The following is a 19,541-nucleotide window of genomic DNA, read 5'->3' as shown; positions in this document are numbered from 1 at the left end:
TCTTCCACCAAATCGGCAACACTGAGGACCCTGCGCTCGCAGGCAAGCCGGCTGGCGTTGCTGTCGGCCATAGGCATAGCCGCCACGTCTGGCGCTAGCCTGCTGACCCCCGAACAGGCTCAGGCGGCCTGCGCCGTCGGCTTCGACACGGTGGTGTGCGACACCACCGTCACCACCGATACGACCTTCCCCGCCAACGCGCCTGTGGACCGCGACTACGAGGGCCTGCTCCCCACACCGATCATCATGACCGTCAATCCGGGAGCGACGGTCAGCGGATTTGGCCTGTCGGCTGTCAATACCGGAACCGGCGGTGTCACCGTCACCAACGGCGGCACGATCAGTGTCGATCTGGGGAATACGCCGACCGCGGGCGGCACGGCCGCCCTGTCGGTCTCGGCGGCAGGCGGTCCGATCATCTACACGGGCGGCAGCATCGCCAACAACGGTTCGGGCAACGCCTTCAACGCGACTCAGACCGGCGGCGTCGGTTCGGTCAATATCAACATCGCCGGCAGTGTTTCGGCGGCGTCAGGCGAGGGCGTCGTCGTCCGCGACGTGGCGACCAGCACCGGCATTTCAGTGACCACCAACAGCGTCACGGCGCTGACGGCCGGCCAGGACGGCATCGACGTTCAGAGCCAGTCGCTGACCGGCAACGTGACGATTGTCGCCAACGGCGCCATTCAGGCGGGCAATGCCGGCATCGTGGGAGCGATCTTCCCGGCGGCGGGAACCGGCAACATCGATGTGACCGCCAACAGCACGATCGACGCCCGGTTCGGCATCGACGCGGAGAACTTCGGCACGGGTTCGACCACGGTGACCACGGTCGGCGCGGTCAACGTGACCACCGGCAACGGCATCTTCGCGCTGGCCACCGGCGGCGCGGTGACGGTCACGGCGGGCAATGTCACCGCCATCAACAACACGGCCATCGTCGCTCAGCAGACTTCGGCGGCGGGCGCGGGCAATGTCAGCGTGACCGCGGGCAATGTCTCGGGCACGACGGGCGTCACGGCGCTCAACAACGGCACGGGCTCGGTGAGCGTCACCACCCACGGCACGGTCACTGGCACGGCCCTCACGGGCATCACCGCGACCGGCAACAGCGCCGTGACCGTCGTCGTCGACAACACGGTGACCGGCGCGACGCGCGGTCTGAGCCTGGTTGGCGGGACCGGCGGCGCTGGCAATATCTCGGTGACCGGAACCGGCGGTTTCGTCGGCGGCACGGGCGATGCGGCCAATATTCTCAACAACGGCTCGGGGACCACAACGGTCAACATCTCGGGCGCCAGCAGCTCGGCGGGCGGCGAAGGCATCTTCGTGCGCGATACGGCGGCGGGCGGCGACATCAGCGTCACCACCGGCGCGGTCACGGCCCTGACGGCGGGCAAGGACGGCATCGACATCCAGGCCCAGTCGCTGACCGGCAACGTCACGGAAGTGGCCAACGGCAACATCCAGGCGGGCAACGCCGGCATGGTGGCGGCGATCCTCAACGCGGGCGCAAGCGGCAACGTCAATGTGACGGCCAACGGCACGATCGACGCCCGGTTCGGCATCGACGCCGAGAACTTCGGTTCGGGCTCGACCACGGTGACCACCGTTGGTGCGGTCAATGTGACCACCGGCAACGGCATCTTCGCGCTGGCGACCGGCGGGGCTGTGACGGTCACGGCGGGCAATGTCACCGCCATCAACAACACGGCCATCGTCGCTCAGCAGACCTCGGCGGCGGGCGCCGGCAATGTCAGCGTGACCGCGGGCAATGTCTCGGGCACGACCGGCATACTCGCCGACAACAACGGCACGGGCTCGGTGAGCGTCACCACCCACGGCACAGTCACGGGCACTGTCGCTGAGGGCATCCTGGCGACGGGCAACAGCGCGGTGACCGTCGTCGTCGACAACACGGTGACGGGCGCGACTCGCGGTCTGAGCCTGGTTGGCGGGACCGGCGGGACGGGCGACATCTCGGTGACCGGAACCGGCGGCTTCGTCGGCGGCACGGGCGATGCGGCCAATATCCTCAACAGCGGCTCCGGGACAACCACGGTCAACATCTCCGGCGCCAGCAGCTCGACCGGCGGCGAAGGCATCTTCGTGCGCGATACGGCGGCGGGCGGCGACATCAGCGTCACCACCGGCGCGGTCACGGCCCTGACGGCGGGCAAGGACGGCATCGACATCCAGGCCCAGTCGCTGACCGGCAACGTCACGGAAGTGGCCAACGGCAACATCCAGGCGGGCAACGCCGGCATGGTGGCGGCGATCCTCAACGCGGGCGCCAGCGGCAACATCGATGTGACGGCCAACGGCTCGATCACCGCCCGGTTCGGCATCGATGCCGAGAACTTCGGTTCGGGGAACACCTCTGTCACCACGGTTGGTCCGGTCAACGTCACGACCGGCAACGGCATCTTCGCGCTGTCGACCGGCGGCGCTGTCATCGTGAACGCGGGCGATGTCACCGCGACCAACAATACCGCGATCATCGCCCAGCAGACCTCGGTGGCGGGCGCCGGCGTGGTTGGCGTGACCGCGGGCAATGTCTCGGGCACGACGGGCATCGATGTGCATAACTTCGGCACTGGCGCGATCGGCGTCGCCGCCAACGGCACGGTGACCGGCACCGTCGCCGAAGGCATCAGGGCGGTCGGCAATGACGGCGTATTCGTGTCGGTCGCCAACACGGTGACCGGCGCTACCCGCGGCCTGTCGCTGGTCGGCGGGACCGGCGGCAGCGGCAATATCTTTGTGACCGGCTCCGGCGGGTTCGTCGGCGGCACCGGCGATGCGGCCAACATCCTCAACAACGGCTCGGGAACGACCACGGTCAACATCTCCGGCGCCAGCAGTTCGGCGGGCGGCGAAGGCATCTTCGTGCGGGACGTGGCGGCCGGCACCGGCGTCAGCGTCACCACCGGCGCGGTGACGGCGCTGACGGCCGGGCGGGACGCTATCGACGTCCAGAGCCTGTCGCTGACGGGCAATCTCACGGAGGTCGCTAACGGCAATCTGCAGGCTGGCAACGCCGGCATGGTGGCGGCGCTCCTCAACGCGGGCGCCAGCGGCAACATCAACGTGACGGCCAACGGCACGATCGACGCCCGCTTCGGCATCGACGCCGAGAACTTCGGTTCGGGCTCGACTACGGTGACCACGGTCGGCGCGGTCAATGTGACCACCGGCAACGGCATCTTCGCGCTGGCGACCGGCGGGGCTGTGACCGTGACCGCGGGCAATGTCACCTCGACCGGCAACACCGCGATCATCGCCCGTCAGACCAGCGCCGCCGGCGCGGGTGCGATCGGTGTGACCGCGGGCGCCGTCTCGGGCACGACAGGCATCGAGGCGACCAACACCGGCACGGGCTCGGTGAGCGTCACCACCCACGGCACGGTCACGGGCACGGCCCTCACGGGCATTACCGCGACCGGCAACAGCGCGGTGACCGTGGTCGTCGACAACACGGTGACGGGCGCCACGCGCGGTCTGAGCCTGGTTGGCGGGACCGGCGGGGCGGGCAATATCTCGGTGACCGGGACCGGCGGCTTCGTCGGCGGCACGGATGATGGGGCCAACATCCTCAACAACGGCTCCGGAACGACCACCGTCAACATCTCCGGCGCCAGCGGCTCGACCGCCGGCAACGGCATCTTTGTTCGTGACGTGGCGGCCGGTACGGGCGTCAGCGTCACCACCGGCGCCGTTACCGCGCTTGCGGCCGGCAAGAACGCCATCGATGTTCAAAGCCTGTCGTTGACGGGCAACGTCACCGAAGTGGCCAACGGCGCCATCCAGGCGGGCAATGCCGGCATGGTGGCGGCGATCTTCCCCGCCGCGGCGACCGGCAACATCAACGTCACGGCCAACAGCACGATCACCGCCCGGTTCGGCGTCGACGCCGAGAACTTCGGCACGGGCTCGACCTCGGTGACCACCGTGGGCGCGGTCAATGTGACCACCGGCAACGGCATCTTCGCGCTGGCCACCGGCGGCGCTGTTACAGTGACCGCGGGCAATGTCACCTCGACCGGCAACACGGCGATTATCGCCCAACAGACCTCGGCGGCGGGCGCCGGCAATGTCAGCGTGACCGCCGGGACAGTCTCGGGCACGACGGGCATCACGGCGACCAACGCCGGCACGGGCACAGTCGGGGTTACGACCCACGGCACGGTGACCGGCACGGCCGCCACGGGCATCACCGCGACCGGCAACAGCGCCGTGACCGTGGTCGTCGACAACACGGTGACGGGCGCGACCCGTGGCCTGTCGCTGATCGGCGGGACCGGCGGGGCCGGCAACATCTCGGTGACTGGGACCGGCGGCTTCGTCGGCGGGACCGACGACGGGGCCAACATCCTCAACAACGGCTCGGGCACGACCACGGTCAACATCTCCGGCGCCAGCGGCTCGACCGGCGGCAACGGCATCTTTGTTCGTGACGTGGCGGCCGGTACGGGCGTCAGCGTCACCACCGGCGCCGTTACCGCGCTGGCGGCCGGCAAGAACGCCATCGACGTTCAAAGCCAGTCGTTGACCGGCAACGTCACCGAAGTGGCCAACGGCGCCATCCAGGCTGGCAACGCCGGCATGGTGGCGGCGATCCTCCCGGCCGCGGCGACCGGCAACATCAACGTCACCGCCAACAGCACGATCACCGCCCGGTTCGGCGTTGACGCCGAGAACTTCGGCACGGGCTCGACCACGGTGACCACCGTTGGCGCGGTCAACGCGACCACCGGCAACGGCATCTATGCGCAAACAGCCGGCGGCGCGGTGACGGTGACCGCGGGCTCGGTCACCTCCACCGGCAACACGGCCATCATCGCCCGGCAGACCAACGCCGCCGGCGCGGGTGCGATCATCGTGACCGCAGGCAACGTCTCGGGCACGACGGGCATCGAGGCGACCAACGCCGGCACGGGTGGGGTGCGCGTCACCGCCAACGGGACGGTCACCGGCACGACCGGCAACGCCATCAGTGCGAGCGGCGTCACCGGCCTGATCGACATCGACACCGCTCTCAACGTCACGGGCGCCCTCAACGGCATCCTGGCGGTCGACAGCGGCGCGGGCGCCATCACCGTCGACACCGCCGCGGCCTCGGCCGTGACCGGCAACGGCGGCGACGGCATTCACGCCCAGTCGGCCGGCGGCGCGATCGCCGTGACCACCAACGGTACGGTTCAGGGCTCGGCCGACGGCATCGAAGCCTCCTCGACCGTCGCCGCCATCGTCGTGACCAACAACAATACGGTCACCGGCGGCGCGAACGGCATCCTGACCGGCAATACCGGCGCGGGCGTCACCACGCTCAACGTCAACGGCAACGTCACGGCCACCGGCGCGGGCAATGCGGCGATCAACGCGGTCACCACCGGCACGGGGACTATCACGGTCGCCAGCGCCGCCAACCGCACCATCACCGACACCGTCGGCAGCGCGGTCCGCACCACCTCGGCGGGCGGCACGGTCAACATCACCACCAACACCGGCACCACCCTGATCGGGGCCGGCGCGGGCGTGAACGGCTGGGTCGTCGATCTGAACAACGCCGTGGGCGGCACGACCAACTTCACGGTCGGCGCCAACAGCGTGGTCCGTTCGACCGACAACACCACCACGGGCTATGACGACCTGGCCATCCGGGGCATCGGCGGCAGCGTGGTGATCAACAACGGCGGCCGTATCCAGGGCCGGGTCCTGTTCTCGGGCCTGACGGGCAACGTGGTGTTCAACAACACCTCGTCGACCAGCTGGCACACCACCGGGGCCTCGACGTTCTCCCCGGGCGCCGACACCCTGAACAACACCGGCATCATCTTCACCAACGCCGGGGGCGTAGCCACCTCGTTCGACTTCGGCGGCGGGGCGGACATCTTCGCCAACAGCGGTGAACTGATCGTCGGCGAGCCCGCCCAAGGTGCGGCGACCCTGACCATCACCAACCTGGAGACCTGGAACAACTCCGGCCGGATCGTGTTCGGCTCGTCCGGCACGACCCTGACGGCGGCGTCCGACGGCTTCGCCAACGACTCGATCTTCGCCCCGGGCGCCACCTTCAACGGCAGCGGCTCCAGCCGCCTGGTGATGGACGCCAACCTCGGCGCCACCGTCCAGACCAGCTGCGCGGTCCTGACCGCGGCCGACTGCTTCAGCCTGCTGGGCGGCACCACCACCGGCAGCACCCTGATCCTGGTCACCGACACCAACGCGGGCGCCGGCGGCTTCAACCCGGGCGGCATCGTCCTGGTCGACGTCACCGGGGCCGGGGCCACGGCGGCGACCAACTTCTCGCTGGATCCGACCTCGCCGCATTGGCGGGCCGACCCCAGCTCGCCGGACGGCGTGCTGGACAAGGGTCTGTTCATGTATGACCTGATCCTGAGCGGCAAGCAGCACCTGCTGGTCGGCGTTCCGGACGGCGAGGCCTTCGAGTTCACCACCCTGGGCCAGGCCGCCCAGTCGGTCTGGTATCAAACCACCGGAACCTGGGCCGACCGTCAGGCCGACATCCGCGATCAGGTGGGCGACATCAGCGGCAACGGCACGGGCGTCTGGGTGCGGATCACGGGCGCCTCCGCCGACCGTGACCTGACCTCGACCTTCTCGGTGCTGGGCACGACCTATACCTTCGACACCAGCTACAGCCAGAACACCTCGGCGCTGCTGACCGGTGTCGACCTGGTCCGCTCGACCAGCAACGGTGTTTGGCTGTTCGGCGGCATGGTCGGCTACGTCGACTCCGACGTCTCCTTCAACGCCTCGCCCACCGTGGCGTCGATGGAAGGCTACGATATCGGCGGCTACGTCACCTACCTGTCGGACGGCCTGTTCATCAACGCGATCGTCAACGCCAACAACCTCGACCTCAGCTGGCAGGCGCCCACCCTGGGCCCGGTCGGTTCGAACATCTTCCGCTCGCAGCTCAAGTCGCTGGGCGGTCAGGTCGAAGGCGGCTGGACCTTCAAGCTGGGCGAACAGGGCTTCTTCGAGCCCCTGGCCAGCCTGGCCTATGTCAAGACGGACATCGACGATGTGACCGTGCCTGGCGCTGTGATCGATTGGGACGACCAGACCAGCTTCCGCGGAAGTCTGGGCGGCCGGATCGGCATGAACGCCTCCATGGACACGTTCAACGCCAAGTTCGCGCTGACCGGCCGGGTGTGGGATGAGTTCGAGGGCGAAAATGGTCTGACCATCCACACGGGCGGGCCTGACCTGCCGCTGGGCGATGACTTCTCCGGCACGTTCGGCGAAGTCCAGGCCAGCGTGAACCTGTTCAGCACGGTCAACGCCTTCTCGGCCTTCGCCACCGTCGGGGCCAAGTTCAAGGACGACTACCAGTCGACGGAAGGCAACGTCGGCTTCCGCTGGCGCTGGTAGGCTAAGCGGTCCGGGGGCGGGCAGCCGGCAAGCCGGCTTCCCGCCCTTGCGCTTGCCGTTAAGGCTGGGCGAACCCGATTGTTTGAAGGGTCAGCACCGCAACGCCCGCCAGGCACAGCCAGAATCCAAACGGCGTCGGTCCCCGGCGTCGCGTCACGGCCTGGATCGTCAGCGGCGCCAGGGCGGCCGCCGCGATCATCAGCGGCGCCAGCCGCCAATTGGCCAGCACCCCGAGCAGCCCCGCCAGCACCACATCGCCCGCCCCCAGGCCCTGGCGGCCGCCCAGGCGTCGCAGGGTTTCCAGGACCAGGGCCAGGACCAGACCCGTCGCCAGGCCCTCCACCGGTTCGCCGCTCAGGATCAGCTCGGGGAGGATCGACATGGCGAGGAGGACCAGGCCAAAAAGCGGAATGCTGAACCGACGCAGGTCGACCAGGCCGATATAGGCCAGGATCGCGCCGGTGAGGATAAGCCAGGCGCTGTCGGTCGACTTCACCGCCAAGGTCGCCGCGACGCCGGCCGGCAGTCCGAAAGCCGCCCCGAGTATCAGGCTGCGTGGCGACCCTCCCGTTGGGTTGGCGAAGGTCGGCAGCCTGGGCCAGCGGGCGGCGAAGACGCCGGCGACCAGCCCGAGGGCGACCCCACCCAGAACCCAGACGACACGGTCGGCGATCTCGATCGCGCTCATGCCGCGGGCGGCGGGCAAAGGTGGGCGTCGGGGGCCAAGCGCAGCTGGCGCCAGTCGTGGATATGCCAGGCCACGCCCTTCTGGCCGGTGAAGCGAACCCGCTCCCACAGGACGTCCTGGTATTTGGCCGAGCCCAGCGCCGCGCGCACCACCACCGTGTCGCCGGGCAGCAGGGCGACGGCTTCGGGCCTCAGCGCCGTGCGGGCCGGGCGGGGATCGGGGGCGCCGGTCTGGCGGCCCAGGGTCAGCAGGCCGCGCAGGCAGTCCTCGGCCGAGCCCTGCGCGCCGGCCGCGGTCAGGAAGTCGCGCAAGCGCATGAAGTGCGCGCGGCTCGGCGGATCGCCGGGCGTGGTCAGAGCCTTGACGGCCATGGCCTGCAGGGCGGGATTGGGGATGGCGGCCACCACCGTCTCTGGCGGATCGTCATTGATGTCGGCCGAGTAACGCACGGCCATGAAGGTCAGCCGCACCGTCCGACCGTTCAGGCTCTCGACGCTCTCCCAACGATCGGTCTGCGGGACGCCGGCCGCCTCAAGCCGGGCCAGGCCCGCCTGCACCGCCGATTCCAGGGTGATGCGGGCATAGACGTCGTTGTCCCGCTGCCGCGCCGCCTTGGCCCGCACGGTGACCATGCCGGTCAGCCCCGAGGCGACGGCCATGATCGAGAAGGCCAGGGCCAGGGTGAGGGGCAGGGTGAAGCCCCTGAAACGGGTGCTAGCGCCGGTCACGCCCAAAGCCCAGGGCGGTCAGCCCGGCCGAGATCTCGTCGGTGATGCGGTCGGCGTCGGCCCGGTTGCGCACCAGAGTGGCCTTCAGGAACACCACCAGCTCGGTGCGGCTCTTGACGTTCTCGCGGCCCCGGAAGGCGGCGCCCAGCACCGGGATGCGGCTCAGGCCCGGCACGCCGGTGTCGCCCTTGCTGCGGCTGGTGCGGATCAGGCCGCCGAGCGCGATGACCTCGCCGTCGTCCACCGCGATCTGGGTGCGGAACTTGCGCTGGGCGATGGTCGGGGAGTCGATGTCCGAGGTGGTGGTGGCCGAGACGTCGCTGACCTCCTGCTGGATGTCGATGAAGATCCGCCCGCCCTCGCCGACGCGCGGCGTCACGGTCAGCACCACCCCGGTGTCGCGATAGGTGACCGAGTTGACGGTCAGGCTGGTCGATTGGTCGCCGGTGCTGGTCTGGGTGATCACCGGCACCTGATCGCCCACCTGCAGGGTGGCGGTCTCGTTGGCCAAGACCAGCAGGCGCGGGGTCGAGACCACCTCGACATCGGTGACGGCCGACAGGGCGTTGATCACCACCTTGAAGTCACGGCCCAAATACTGCAGCGACAGGCCCGGGAAGGTCAGGGCGCCATTGCCGTTGGTGGTGGTCGACATGCCGCCGGCGAAGCGGGCGTTGTTCGACAGGAAGGCCTGGACGCCCAGGTTCAGCTTGTCGTTCAGCCGCACCTCCGCGACGGTTCCCTCGATCAGGATCTGCGAGGGCGGCACGTCCAGCCGGCGGACGACCTGCAGCAGGTTCTGATACTCGGCGTCGTTGGCGTAGATCAGCACCGAGTTGGAGCGCGGATCGGCGGTGACGTTGTTGGCGCCCTGCGGCGCCGAGGGGGCGCTGTCCGGGCCGGCCAGGGAGCCAGGGGCCTGGGGTCCGGGGCCGCCGAAGAAGCCGCCGATCACCTTGACGAAATCCTCGGCCTTGATGTTGTCCAGCGGGATGACCCGCAGGCGCTGGTCCGAGGGCGAGGCGGGCTGGTCCAGCCGGTCGATCCACTTGGCGGTCTGGGCCAGCAGGGCCGGCGACTTGGCCACGATGATGATGGCGTTCAGGCGATTGATGTCGATCAGGTCGACCTGAGTGCCCACCGGCCCGTCGGCCCCGCCATAGACCCGGCGCAGGTCTTCGGCCACGTCCTTGGCGGCCGCGTATTTCAGCGGATAGTACTGGAAGCTGTTGCCGGCCATCCAGTCGACATCGAACAGTTCTGCGGTGCGCAGCAGGCTGTTCACCGAGCCGGGATCGCCCGAGATGTAGACATGCTCATGCACCGGGTCGGCCCGCACCTGGGCCCGGCCCTCGGCCAGCGGGGTGAGCAGCCGCACCAGCTCGGCGGCGGCGACATTGCGGGCCCGGTAGATGGCGACACCGCCGGCGAAATAGGCGCGCTGGGGGCTGTCGGCGCCCGGCAGCACCGAGAAGGCCGGGCCGCTGGCGACCGGGACGATGGTCAGGGCGCCGCCCGGGCCGCCGGACAGGGCCGCGCCCGAGGCGCGCAGGGCCTGGTCGAAGGTGGTCAGCACGTCGGCCTCGCTCATGTCGCCGACCAGCCGGAAGGAGACCTCGCCGGTGACGGCCGGGTCGATGCGGAACGGCCGCTGCAGGGCATCGCCCAGCACCGCGTCGGCGGCGGCGGCGATCGGGGCGCGGTCCATGATGACGTTCATCGAGACGCGGGGCGAAACCGGTCCGGCGGTCGGGGCGGGCGCGGGCGCCTGGGGCGGGGTGTCGGTCCAGCCGGGACGGTCCGGCGTCGGCGCATCGGCCACCCGGGCGGCGGACGATTGAGCCTGGGCCTGGGCGGCGGGCGAGGTCGGCTGGGCCTGGGGCAGGGCGCCGCTGCCGCCGGGCAGGCGCGGATCGCTGGCGCAGGCGGCGAGCAGCAAGCCCGCCAGGAGCAGGCCTATCAGCCTGACTGTGTTCATGTTTCGCGCCTCTACTGGACCGAGATGTCCCGGTCCGCCCCCTCGCCACCCGGTTTGCCGTCAGCCCCCAGCGAACTGATGGTGAAGCCGCTGCCGTCCTGTCTGTAGATGAAAGGCCGGCCCCAGCTGTCCTTCAGCTGCGCCTGGGTGCGGATATAGGGTCCGGTCCAGCCGTCCAGCCCCGCCGGCCGGGTCACCAGGACGCCCAGGCCCTCCTCCTCCGTCGGCAGCCGGCCATTGTCGCCCTGGAACAGTTCGACGGCGTTCGCGACGCTTTGCGCTTGCAACTTAGCAGCGCGGTTTTGAGCTTTTCCCAGTTGTCCGATGGTTTGCGGGATCACCACGGCCGAGATTAACCCTATAATTGCCACCACAACGAGCATTTCGGTCAGAGTGTAACCTGGCAGCGCCTGGCGGCCTCGCTGTTTGGTCTTCCGATTGGAAGCTAAAACCGCCATGGTGGTCCCGACCTACTCAAAACTGTGCAGTTTAGTTATGCCCCAGCCCGTTCCGCCGAGTCTACCAGGGGTCGCCGGCGACGCGAGTGGGCCCAGTGTCGCGCCCGATCTGACTCTGCCGGCTCTGTCCCGCCGTCTGGCCGAGGCCGCCAAGGCCCTGGCCGGTGCGCTGAACCTGGAGCCCGCCGGCCGCGAACGCCTGCGCGCCGCCGTGGTCGAGGCCGGCCAGCCTCCCGCCGTGGTCGCCAGCCGCCTGGCCCTGGCCCCGGACGAAGCCATCGCCGCCGCCAGCGCCAGCCTGCACGACGCCCCGCTCTGGGATGGCCCGCCGCCGGCCCCCATCGCCGGTCCCGCGGCGCTCAACGACAAGTTCCTGGCCGAGAACTACGCCCTGGTGCTGGACGATAGCGCCGAGCGGCTGGAGATCGGGCTGGTCGACGCCGGCTCGGTGGAGCTGCGGCGCGGCGTGCAGTTCGCGGCCGGCAAGCCGGTCAGCTTCCGCACCGTGCCCTTCAATCTCTGGCGCGCGGCCCGCACCGCCGCCGTCGCCGCCCAGGCCGGGGCCGCCGCCGAGGCCGACCTGGCCCAGGACGCCGAGCGGCTGCGCGACTTCGCCAGCGACGCGCCCGTGGTCCGTTACCTGGACGGCTTGCTGGAGCGGGCCCTGCAGGAGCGCGCTTCCGACATCCACCTGGAACAGAAGGCCGACCGCTGCCTGGTCCGCTTCCGCATCGACGGCGATCTGCGCGACGTCGACCCCCTGAGTTCGGCCTTCGGGGCCGGGGTCATCGCCCGCATCAAGGTGCTGGCCGACCTTGACGTGGCCTCGGTGCGCGCGCCGCAGGACGGCCGGGCCACCGCCGCCATCCGGGGCGCGCCGACCGATCTGCGCATCTCCACCACCCCGACCGTGTTCGGAGAGTCGGCGGTGGTGCGCCTGCTGGTCCGCCACGGCCTGGACTTCACCGTCGACAGCCTGGGCTTCGACCAGGGCTTCCGCGACAGCCTCAGCCAGCAGCTGCGCAAGCCCTACGGCCTGATCCTGGTCACCGGCCCGACCGGCAGCGGCAAGACCACCACCCTCTATGCGGCCCTGCGCCGGCTGGCGACGCGGCAGCGCAAGGTGCTGACCATCGAGGACCCGATCGAATACGTCTTCGACGGCATCAACCAGACCCAGGTCAACGAGGCGGCCGGCGTCACCTTCGCCTCGGCCCTGCGCGCCTTTCTGCGCCACGACCCCGACGTCATCCTGGTCGGCGAAATCCGCGACAGCGAGACCGCCCATCTGGCGGTGCAGGCGGCCCTGACCGGCCACCTGGTCCTGGCCACCCTGCACACCAACGACGCCGCCACCGCCCCGGCGCGCCTGGCCGACATGGGCGTGGAGCGCTACCTGCTGGCCGGGGTGCTGATCGGCGCCTCGGCCCAGCGCCTGGCCCCCAAGCTCTGCGAAGCCTGCAAGACGCCCCGGACGATGACCGCCGAGGAAGGCGCCCTGTTCAGCGCCCACGGCGTCGATCCGGCCGGCGCGCGCCTGCACGAGGCCGCCGGCTGCCGCGCCTGCGCCGGGACGGGTCGGGCAGGCCGGCTGCCGCTGGGCGAAATCTTCACCGTCGATGAGACGGTCGAGCGGATGATCTCCACCGGCGCCCCGACCGCCGATATCCGCCACGCCCTGGCCGCCCAGCCCGCCTTCCGGCCGCTGGCCCAGGACGCGCTGTCGCGAGCGGCGGCGGGCGAGGTTTCCCTTGACGATGTGTTCAGGGCAGTCGGGCTGTGACAGCCTTCGCCTACAGGGGCATGGACGCCAACGGCCGGCCCGTGCGCGGCCGCCGCGAGGCCGCCGACGAGACTCAGCTGCGCGATGGCCTGCTGGCCGAGAAGGTGACGCCACTCACCATCACGCCGCTGGTCGCATCGCTCGCGCCGCAACCTTCGACCAGGCTGTCACTGAACGAGGCCCAGGCCGGGGCCTTCTGCGCCGACATCGCCCGCTTCCTGAAGAGCGGCCTCTCGCTTGGCCAGACCCTGCAGATCATCGAGACCACCGCCGAACAGCCCCAGGCAGCGCGGCTGGCCCATCACGTGCGCGGCGAGCTGATGGCCGGCCGGCCGTTCTCGGCGGCGCTGGACATGCTGCCCGGCCAGACCGGCCGCTATCTGCAGGCCCTGGCCAAGGCCGGCGAGGCCACCGGCCGGTTGACCGACATCCTCAGCGGCGGGGCGGCGGCGCTGAAGGCCTCCTCGGCGGCCAAGAACCGGCTGCTGACCATGATCATCTATCCGATGTTCGTGATGGCCATGGCCGCCGGCGCCATCACCCTCTTCGCCTTCGTGGTGCTGCCGGCCCTGGAGCCGGCCTTCGCCGGGGTGACCAACCTGCCGACCTCGACCCGGGTGGTCCTGGCGGCCGGCCGGATTCTGCGTCAGGCCGCGCCGCTGATCGGGCTGGGCCTGGCCGGGCTGATCGCCGCCATCGCCTTCGTGGCGCCCGTCCGCGCGCTGGCCCAGCGCCTGCTCTACGGCCTGATGCTGTCGCCCGTGGGCCTCGGCATCCTGGCCGACACCGTCTACGGCAGCCTGGCCCGGCGGCTGGCCATCGCCATCGGGGCCGGCGTGCCGCTGGCCAGCGCCTTCAAGGTCAGCGTCGAAGCCATAGGCATCGAGGCCCTGCGCCGCCCGCTCGAGGCCCAGGAGGCGCGCCTGCGCGAGGGCGCCAAGCTGTCGGGGGCCTTCGCCGCCACGCGCGCGCCGGTGCTGCTGGTCAGCCTGACCAAGGTCGGCGAGACCGCCTCGGACCTGCCCCGGGTGCTCGACGAGGCCGGCGAGGCCATGGCCGTCCGCGCCGCCGAGCGCACCGAGCGGCTCCTGGCCCTGCTGACGCCGGCCATCGTGCTCAGCATCGGCCTGGTGGTCGGGACCATCGTGCTGGTGGTCTTCCAGGGGCTGCTGGCCATCAGCCAGTCGGTGGACGTGTGAAGCGGTCCCATTCCAGGAAGATGAGGGGCTACATCCTGGTCGACGCCCTGGTCTCGGTGGCCCTGGCGGCCGTCACCGGCGCGGTGGCGGTGACCCTGCTGGTCTGGACAGCCCATTCTCTGGAGCGCTCCAAGGCCCGGCTCGAGGCCGCCACCGTGGTCGAGCGGCTCTATGAGGAAGCGCGCCTGGCCTCGCCCGTCCAACTCGCCAGCCCCGCCGGCGGCCAGATCGGCCGCTATCGCTGGCGGCGCCTGCCGCTGGGCCTGGTCGACCGCCCGTTCGGGGCCGGGCCGCAGCGGGTGCGCCTGGAAGTCACCTGGCGGGCCGGCGGCCGGCCGCAGTCCGACCGGGTCGAGGCCTGGATCACCGGGGGGGGGGCATGAAGGGCTTCGCGCTGACCGAGACCCTGGTCGCCGTCGCCATTGCCGGGCTGATCGTCACCGCCCTGCTGTGGCTGCAGGTCGACTATGTGGCCCTGGCCCGCCGCGCCCTCGCCCAGGGGCGGCCGGACGCCGAAGTTCGCTCCCTGCAGCAGCAGGCCAGGACCTTCGACAGCTGCGCCAGCCCCAAGGCGACCCTGGCCCAGTCCCAGTTCGGCCTGGCCGCCCGGGTCGGCGAACTGGATACGCCGCTGATGGGTTTGCCGGCGAAGGCGCAGGTCCGCACCGCCGCCGCCTACCGCGCTGACGGCCAGCCGCGCGGCGGCTGGTCCAGCGCCAGCATCGAGCGGCGGGGCGCGACGATGGCGGTCATTGCCCTGCGCTGCGATTTGGCCGAGTTGTGCAATTACGACATCGCCAAGGGCGAGTGCCGTGGAAGCTGACGGGCGGAGCTGACGTGTCGGGGGGCTTTGAGCAGGGATCGGACGGGGAAGGCGCGGCCGCGCCGGTCTTCGTGCGCGCCCTCGATCTGCCGACCGCCTCGCTGCGGGCGGCCCGCGAGGCGGTGGCCATGCAGCTGGACATCCTCTCGCCCATGCCCGCCGCCGACACCGTCCCGGCCGTCCGGCTGATCGGCCCGGCCGAGAACGGCCTGACCCGCTTCGCCGTGGGCCTGGCCCCGCTCAGCGCATTCGAAGACCTGGCGGCGCAGGGCGCGCGGGGGCCCGCCGGCCTCTACCTGACTGGCGAACTGGACGGGGAGGCCATGACCTTCCGGTTCGACAACCCCTATCGCAGCCGGGCCCTGGCCGAGGGGCGCGAACAGATTATCGCCCTGGCGACCGTGGGCGGGCTCTGCGCCGTGCTGGTGCTGGGCGCCCTGTCGCTGCGGCTCTCGCAGGAGAGCGACCGCGCCCAGGCGCGGCTGGAGGCCACCCAGCAGGTCGTGCGCCTGGCCAGCCAGCAGAAGCGCCTTCAGGGCGACGCCCGCCGGCTGTGGGACGGCGTCGCCGCGCCACGCAACGCCCGGATGGTGTCCTGCGCCTTCAACGCCCTGGCCTCGGTGGGGGGCGGGCAGGTGATGCTGAGCGACATCACCGTCGCCGACGGGGCGGCCAATCTGGGCCTGAGCCAACCCCTGAACCCAACCCAATCGCAGGGCCTGGCCAGCCTCGGCGCGCGGACCGGGGCCGACGGGCGGGTCCAGCTGGACGCGGGGGCCTGCCGGTGACCCTGCCGCCCGCCCTGGCCCGGTTCGAGAAGGCGCTGCCGGTCGTCGCGGTCGTGCTCGTGGCGCTGACCGTCGTGCTGGCGGTGCGGATCGGCCTGCAGCTTCGGGGCCTCGACAGCCTGCACAACGAGATCGGCTACCAGGAGGATCTGGTCCGCGACTATGGCGGCCGGGGCGCCCGGCCCATCGGCGTGGCCCTGTTGTCGTCGCCACTGCCGGACCTGCCCGCCGCCGCGGTGGCCCGCATGCGCCGGCAGGCGGCCGAGGCCGGTTTGACCATCACCGAGGCCAATACGGTCGGCCGCGATCCGGCCGGGCCGAACATGCAAATGGTCCGGCTGAGCCTGCTGGGAACCGGCGATGCGCCCGCCGTCGACCGCTTCGCCCGCTGGGTCGAGGCCAATGGCCGGTCGGTGGCGTTGCGCCGGATCATGTTGAAGGCCGCGATCGGACCCGACGGAGCGCCAGCCACCCAGGTCTATGCCGAGCTGACCGTGCTGGCGGCCGTGACGGTGGGGGCGCCATGAACCGGCCGGTCCTTATCGCCCTGATCGCCGCCGCCGTGCTGGGTCTGCTGATCCTGGTCTGGCCGCCGCTGGAGCGCGACACGGTCGCCGACGGCCTGCTGCCGGAAGGCCAGCGCCCGCGCCTGCTGAACGCCGCGGCCCCGACCCTGGAAGCCTCGGCCGCCGCCCGGATGATCGCTTTCGCTCCGCCCGGCGCCGCGCCGCCGGCGGTCGCCGATCCGACGGCCGCCGCAACCCCGGCCGCGCCCGCCCCGCCGCCGGTCGATCTGACGCCGCTGCTGGTCGGGGTCTCGGGGACCGACGCCGCGCCGGTCGGCTATTTCTCGTCCAAGGGCCGGACCTACCGGGCCCGCCGGGGCGAGACCATCGATGGCTGGAAGGTGGTCTCGCTCAGCCGCCGCCAGGCTCGGCTGGCCAAGGGACGGCGACATCTCACCACCGCCCTGTTCGCCGGCCGGTCCGGCGCGCTCAGCCCGCCGATGGCGGTGACGGCTCCGACTCCGGGATCAACGCCGGCCGCAGCCACCGCCGCCGGTCCGCCGTCAACAACGGCCGCGCCGCCGCCCGGCCTGCGCAAACGCAAGCCGTTGCCGCCCCTGCCGCCGGGCAGCAAGGGCTACTGGTCGGGCCCCAAGGGCGAAAAGCCGCCCCCGGGGTTCACGCCGATGCCGGATTTGAGAGAGTAGCGGGCCCTAGCCCAGGACCGCGTCGGTCATCACCACGGTGGCGACGGTCTTGCTGGCGGCGTCCATCTGGTTGCCCTTCCACAGCTTGCCGGTCACCGAGACGACGCCGGTCTGGCCGGGCATCTTGGCCAGGTCCTTGGGATAGACCCGCACGCAGTCGGTCGGCCAGGCGGCGTAATTCGTGGTCTTGGGGTCGGTCTTCTGGGCGGTCGGCGTCAGGACCAGATAGTAGTTGGTCACCTTGCGCAGATAGCCCTTCATGGTCACCACCTGCCCCTGGGCGGTCGCCGCCTGACTCTGGCCGGCGATCGGCGCGACGGCCGCCACGGCGGCGGCTCCAGCCAGAAATGCACGACGTTGCATGATCTATTACCCCCAAAGCGGCCCATCGAAATCCCGGCCAAGGTAACAGTCCTTACAAGATTTCACCAAGGGCAATCCACCGTTTTTCCTTGCACAGTCAATGGGATAACCAAAGCGCGAGTTCGGATTTCACTGGTCGATTAAATTGCATTCCCGCGTTAGGCGAGTTCTCCAGGTCAACCGTCGGACGCCATCGGCGGCCGCGGGCGAGGACGGGATTTGGACAGGCGCAACTCCAGCGCTAGTGTAGGCCTCGGACACCTGGGCGAAGCGGAATCCGGTCTGGCATGAGCAATGGAAGGCTACAGGCGTGCTTACTGCTGGCGGCGGGCCTGGGGCTGGTCGCCGTGGGCCTGTTTGCGCCCTTGGGGCGGCGCGCCGCCTTCGCCAAGCAGGATGTCGCGTTCAGCGGCGCTGGCGACTGCGCTCCGATCAAACGCGGTGATCGGGTGATGATCTGGCCGGGCTCCTCGCCCGCAGTCGTGCGGCGGTTCCGCCTGATCGGAGAGCCGGACTGCAGCGCTCCTTCGAGCAGTTTCAGTTGGTTCGAGCGCCCCTTCCTCAAATCGCCCTATCCGGCTTCGCCGTCTGGAACCTATGGGTTTGGCAAGGACGGCAAGATCAAGGTGACGAGGGTCAATATTCGTCTTGAGCCGAGCGCCCGAAGCCACATCCTGAGCATCAGCGAAAGCGCGGAGGACTTCAGTTTCCTCGGTCTGGTGACCGGCGACGACCAATCCGATTGGGCCGAGGTCCGGACCAACCAGGGCGCCATCGGCTATGTGAAGTTCCGTCTGCTTTCGCCGATTCCGGCGCCGAGGCCGGGAAAGCAGCGGCGCCCCACCGTTGCCGGGTCTGCCGGGGCCTCGGTCTCTCCGCCCTCGAGTCCGGCCAAACCGCCCCTCAAGCCCCGCGCCGCCAGGTCCAGGGCCAAGCCCAAATACTCCGACCGGGACCGGGGCGCGCCGGCGACGGAAATTCCAACGCCCAAGTCCTACTGAGGAACTTCAGTTTATCGGAGCTCCGAGCTGGGACAGTGCGATGCGTGCGTCGGGATTGCCCAACCTGGCTGCTTCCTGGAACAGTTGGATGGCCTTGGTCTTGCGTTCGGCGCGGGTGCGGCCCAGCCGCCCCTGCTGGTAGAGCCAGCCCAGGCCGTAGAGGCCAATCGGATCCTTCAGAGCCGCCGCCTGCTCGAGATAGTGCTGGGCCTGCTTGTCGTCACGCGGGCCGCCTTCCGCCAGGGCGTACATCAGACCAAGATTGGCCTTGGCCGGCGCCCAGCCGCGGTCGGCGGCGATCTTGTACCACTTGCGAGCCTGTTGCAGATCGATGGGCCGCCCGTAGCCGTGGTGGAAATGCCGGCCAAGGTCGAACTGGGCGGTCAGGTCGCCATTGTTCGCCGCTCTCTCGCACCAGTAGGTTGCCTGCTGCTCGGACTTCGGGACGATGTCGCCCCGCTGGTAAAATCCGGACATGTTCAGCTGGGCCTGAAGGTCGCCGCCCTCCGCCGCTCGTCGCCACCAGTCTACCGCGGCGACCGGGTCCCGGGCCCGGCCCAGCCCGTTCATCATTACCCGCGCCATGGCCTTCTGAGCGATAAGATTGCCCTGCAGCGCCGCCCGTTCATACCAATGCGCGGCCAGTTTCGGGTCAGGCGCTGCGCCGCCCAGGCCAAGCTCGGCCATGAACGCCGCGCGCAACTGGGCTTCCGCGTCGCCCCGGTTGGCCCCATCGAGATAGAGGCAGAAGGCCACCTTGCGTCGGGGGATGTCATTCGTGACGGTCCCGCCCGGGTCGTAGAAATAGCCGTTGGCGAGCCCGAGTTGGGCGCCGAGATCGTCCCGGTGGGCTTCCCGGCAGGTCTTTTTGACATTCAGTTGGGCGCCCTGCGCGCCGAGGGCCGGCGAGGCAGCCAAGGCGACCCAGATCGCCGCAACAGCTGTTCCGCGCACCCAGACACTTTTCACAGGTCGCTGGCTCTCTTCGAAACTTTCGGTTGATGCTAGCAACGTCACGACTTCTTGTTAAGGGATGGGGCGCCAGGCCCCACCGGGGACAGCTGGAGGGGTAGATTGGCCCGCACGCCGCGAAGAGACGCCAGCTCCGGCTGGCCAAG

Annotated in this window: 15 protein-coding genes; 9 read left to right on the top strand and 6 right to left on the bottom strand. The window is 70.2% G+C overall.

The genetic code is table 11. From position 1 onward, the window contains the following. The first annotated feature begins 57 nt into the window (after positions 1-57). Complete coding sequence (locus tag QO010_RS17675) at positions 58-7,401, top strand: hypothetical protein (protein WP_307351340.1); 7,344 nt, start codon at positions 58-60, stop codon at positions 7,399-7,401. A 58-nt stretch (positions 7,402-7,459) separates the two neighbouring features. On the opposite strand, the gene QO010_RS17670 is transcribed toward QO010_RS17675, so the two are convergent. The 4 genes from QO010_RS17670 to gspG are packed head-to-tail and all read right to left on the bottom strand — an operon-like array spanning position 7,460 to position 11,253. Next, the gene (locus QO010_RS17670) at positions 7,460-8,089 is read right to left on the bottom strand and encodes an A24 family peptidase (RefSeq protein ID WP_307351338.1); all 630 of its coding nucleotides are present in this window, start codon (positions 8,087-8,089) and stop codon (positions 7,460-7,462) included. Next, complete coding sequence (locus tag QO010_RS17665; protein WP_307351336.1) at positions 8,086-8,817, bottom strand: hypothetical protein; 732 nt, start codon at positions 8,815-8,817, stop codon at positions 8,086-8,088. Before QO010_RS17665 ends, QO010_RS17670 begins: the two co-directional genes overlap by 4 nt. Further along, positions 8,804-10,795, bottom strand: coding sequence for a type II secretion system secretin GspD (gene gspD, locus QO010_RS17660; protein WP_307351334.1), 1,992 nt, complete (start codon positions 10,793-10,795; stop codon positions 8,804-8,806). Before gspD ends, QO010_RS17665 begins: the two co-directional genes overlap by 14 nt. A gap of 11 nt (positions 10,796-10,806) precedes the next feature. Further along, positions 10,807-11,253, bottom strand: coding sequence for a type II secretion system major pseudopilin GspG (gspG, locus tag QO010_RS17655; RefSeq protein WP_307351332.1), 447 nt, complete (start codon positions 11,251-11,253; stop codon positions 10,807-10,809). A 37-nt stretch (positions 11,254-11,290) separates the two neighbouring features. Between gspG and QO010_RS17650 the strand changes: the two genes are divergently transcribed. The 7 genes from QO010_RS17650 to QO010_RS17620 are packed head-to-tail and all read left to right on the top strand — an operon-like array spanning position 11,291 to position 17,059. Further along, positions 11,291-13,036, top strand: a complete 1,746-nt coding sequence (locus QO010_RS17650; RefSeq protein ID WP_307351330.1) for a GspE/PulE family protein — start codon at positions 11,291-11,293, stop codon at positions 13,034-13,036. Next, positions 13,033-14,235: a type II secretion system F family protein gene (locus tag QO010_RS17645; protein ID WP_307351328.1), complete on the top strand. Its 1,203-nt coding sequence runs from the start codon at positions 13,033-13,035 to the stop codon at positions 14,233-14,235. The genes QO010_RS17650 and QO010_RS17645 overlap by 4 nt, the downstream gene beginning before the upstream one ends. A 20-nt stretch (positions 14,236-14,255) precedes the next feature. Next, positions 14,256-14,618 (top strand): hypothetical protein, encoded by a 363-nt coding sequence (locus QO010_RS17640; RefSeq protein ID WP_307351326.1) that lies wholly within the window; start codon positions 14,256-14,258, stop codon positions 14,616-14,618. Continuing rightward, positions 14,615-15,058, top strand: a complete 444-nt coding sequence (locus tag QO010_RS17635) for a hypothetical protein (protein WP_307351324.1) — start codon at positions 14,615-14,617, stop codon at positions 15,056-15,058. Before QO010_RS17640 ends, QO010_RS17635 begins: the two co-directional genes overlap by 4 nt. Positions 15,059-15,072: 14 nt before the next feature. Then, the gene (locus QO010_RS17630; RefSeq protein ID WP_307351323.1) at positions 15,073-15,846 is read left to right on the top strand and encodes a hypothetical protein; all 774 of its coding nucleotides are present in this window, start codon (positions 15,073-15,075) and stop codon (positions 15,844-15,846) included. Beyond that, the gene (locus tag QO010_RS17625; protein ID WP_307351321.1) at positions 15,843-16,373 is read left to right on the top strand and encodes a hypothetical protein; all 531 of its coding nucleotides are present in this window, start codon (positions 15,843-15,845) and stop codon (positions 16,371-16,373) included. The genes QO010_RS17630 and QO010_RS17625 overlap by 4 nt, the downstream gene beginning before the upstream one ends. After that, entirely contained in the window at positions 16,370-17,059 is a 690-nt protein-coding gene (locus QO010_RS17620) for a hypothetical protein (protein ID WP_307351319.1), read from the top strand. Before QO010_RS17625 ends, QO010_RS17620 begins: the two co-directional genes overlap by 4 nt. Positions 17,060-17,065: 6 nt before the next feature. Here the strand turns inward: QO010_RS17620 and QO010_RS17615 are convergent, their stop codons facing one another. Beyond that, entirely contained in the window at positions 17,066-17,422 is a 357-nt protein-coding gene (locus tag QO010_RS17615; protein WP_307351317.1) for a hypothetical protein, read from the bottom strand. Positions 17,423-17,769: 347 nt separating this feature from the next. On the opposite strand from QO010_RS17615, the gene QO010_RS17610 reads away from it, so the two are divergent. Further along, on the top strand, positions 17,770-18,423 hold the full coding sequence (locus QO010_RS17610) for an SH3 domain-containing protein (protein WP_307351314.1): 654 nt from the start codon (positions 17,770-17,772) through the stop codon (positions 18,421-18,423). Positions 18,424-18,429: 6 nt separating this feature from the next. Here the strand turns inward: QO010_RS17610 and QO010_RS17605 are convergent, their stop codons facing one another. Continuing rightward, complete coding sequence (locus QO010_RS17605) at positions 18,430-19,341, bottom strand: tetratricopeptide repeat protein (protein WP_307351312.1); 912 nt, start codon at positions 19,339-19,341, stop codon at positions 18,430-18,432. Positions 19,342-19,541 lie beyond the last annotated feature (200 nt).

It is taken from the genome of Caulobacter ginsengisoli, from assembly GCF_030814835.1.
GTDB lineage: Bacteria > Pseudomonadota > Alphaproteobacteria > Caulobacterales > Caulobacteraceae > Caulobacter > Caulobacter ginsengisoli.
Note: the sequence above shows the minus strand (reverse complement) of the source record. Positions and strands in the feature narration are given on the sequence as shown.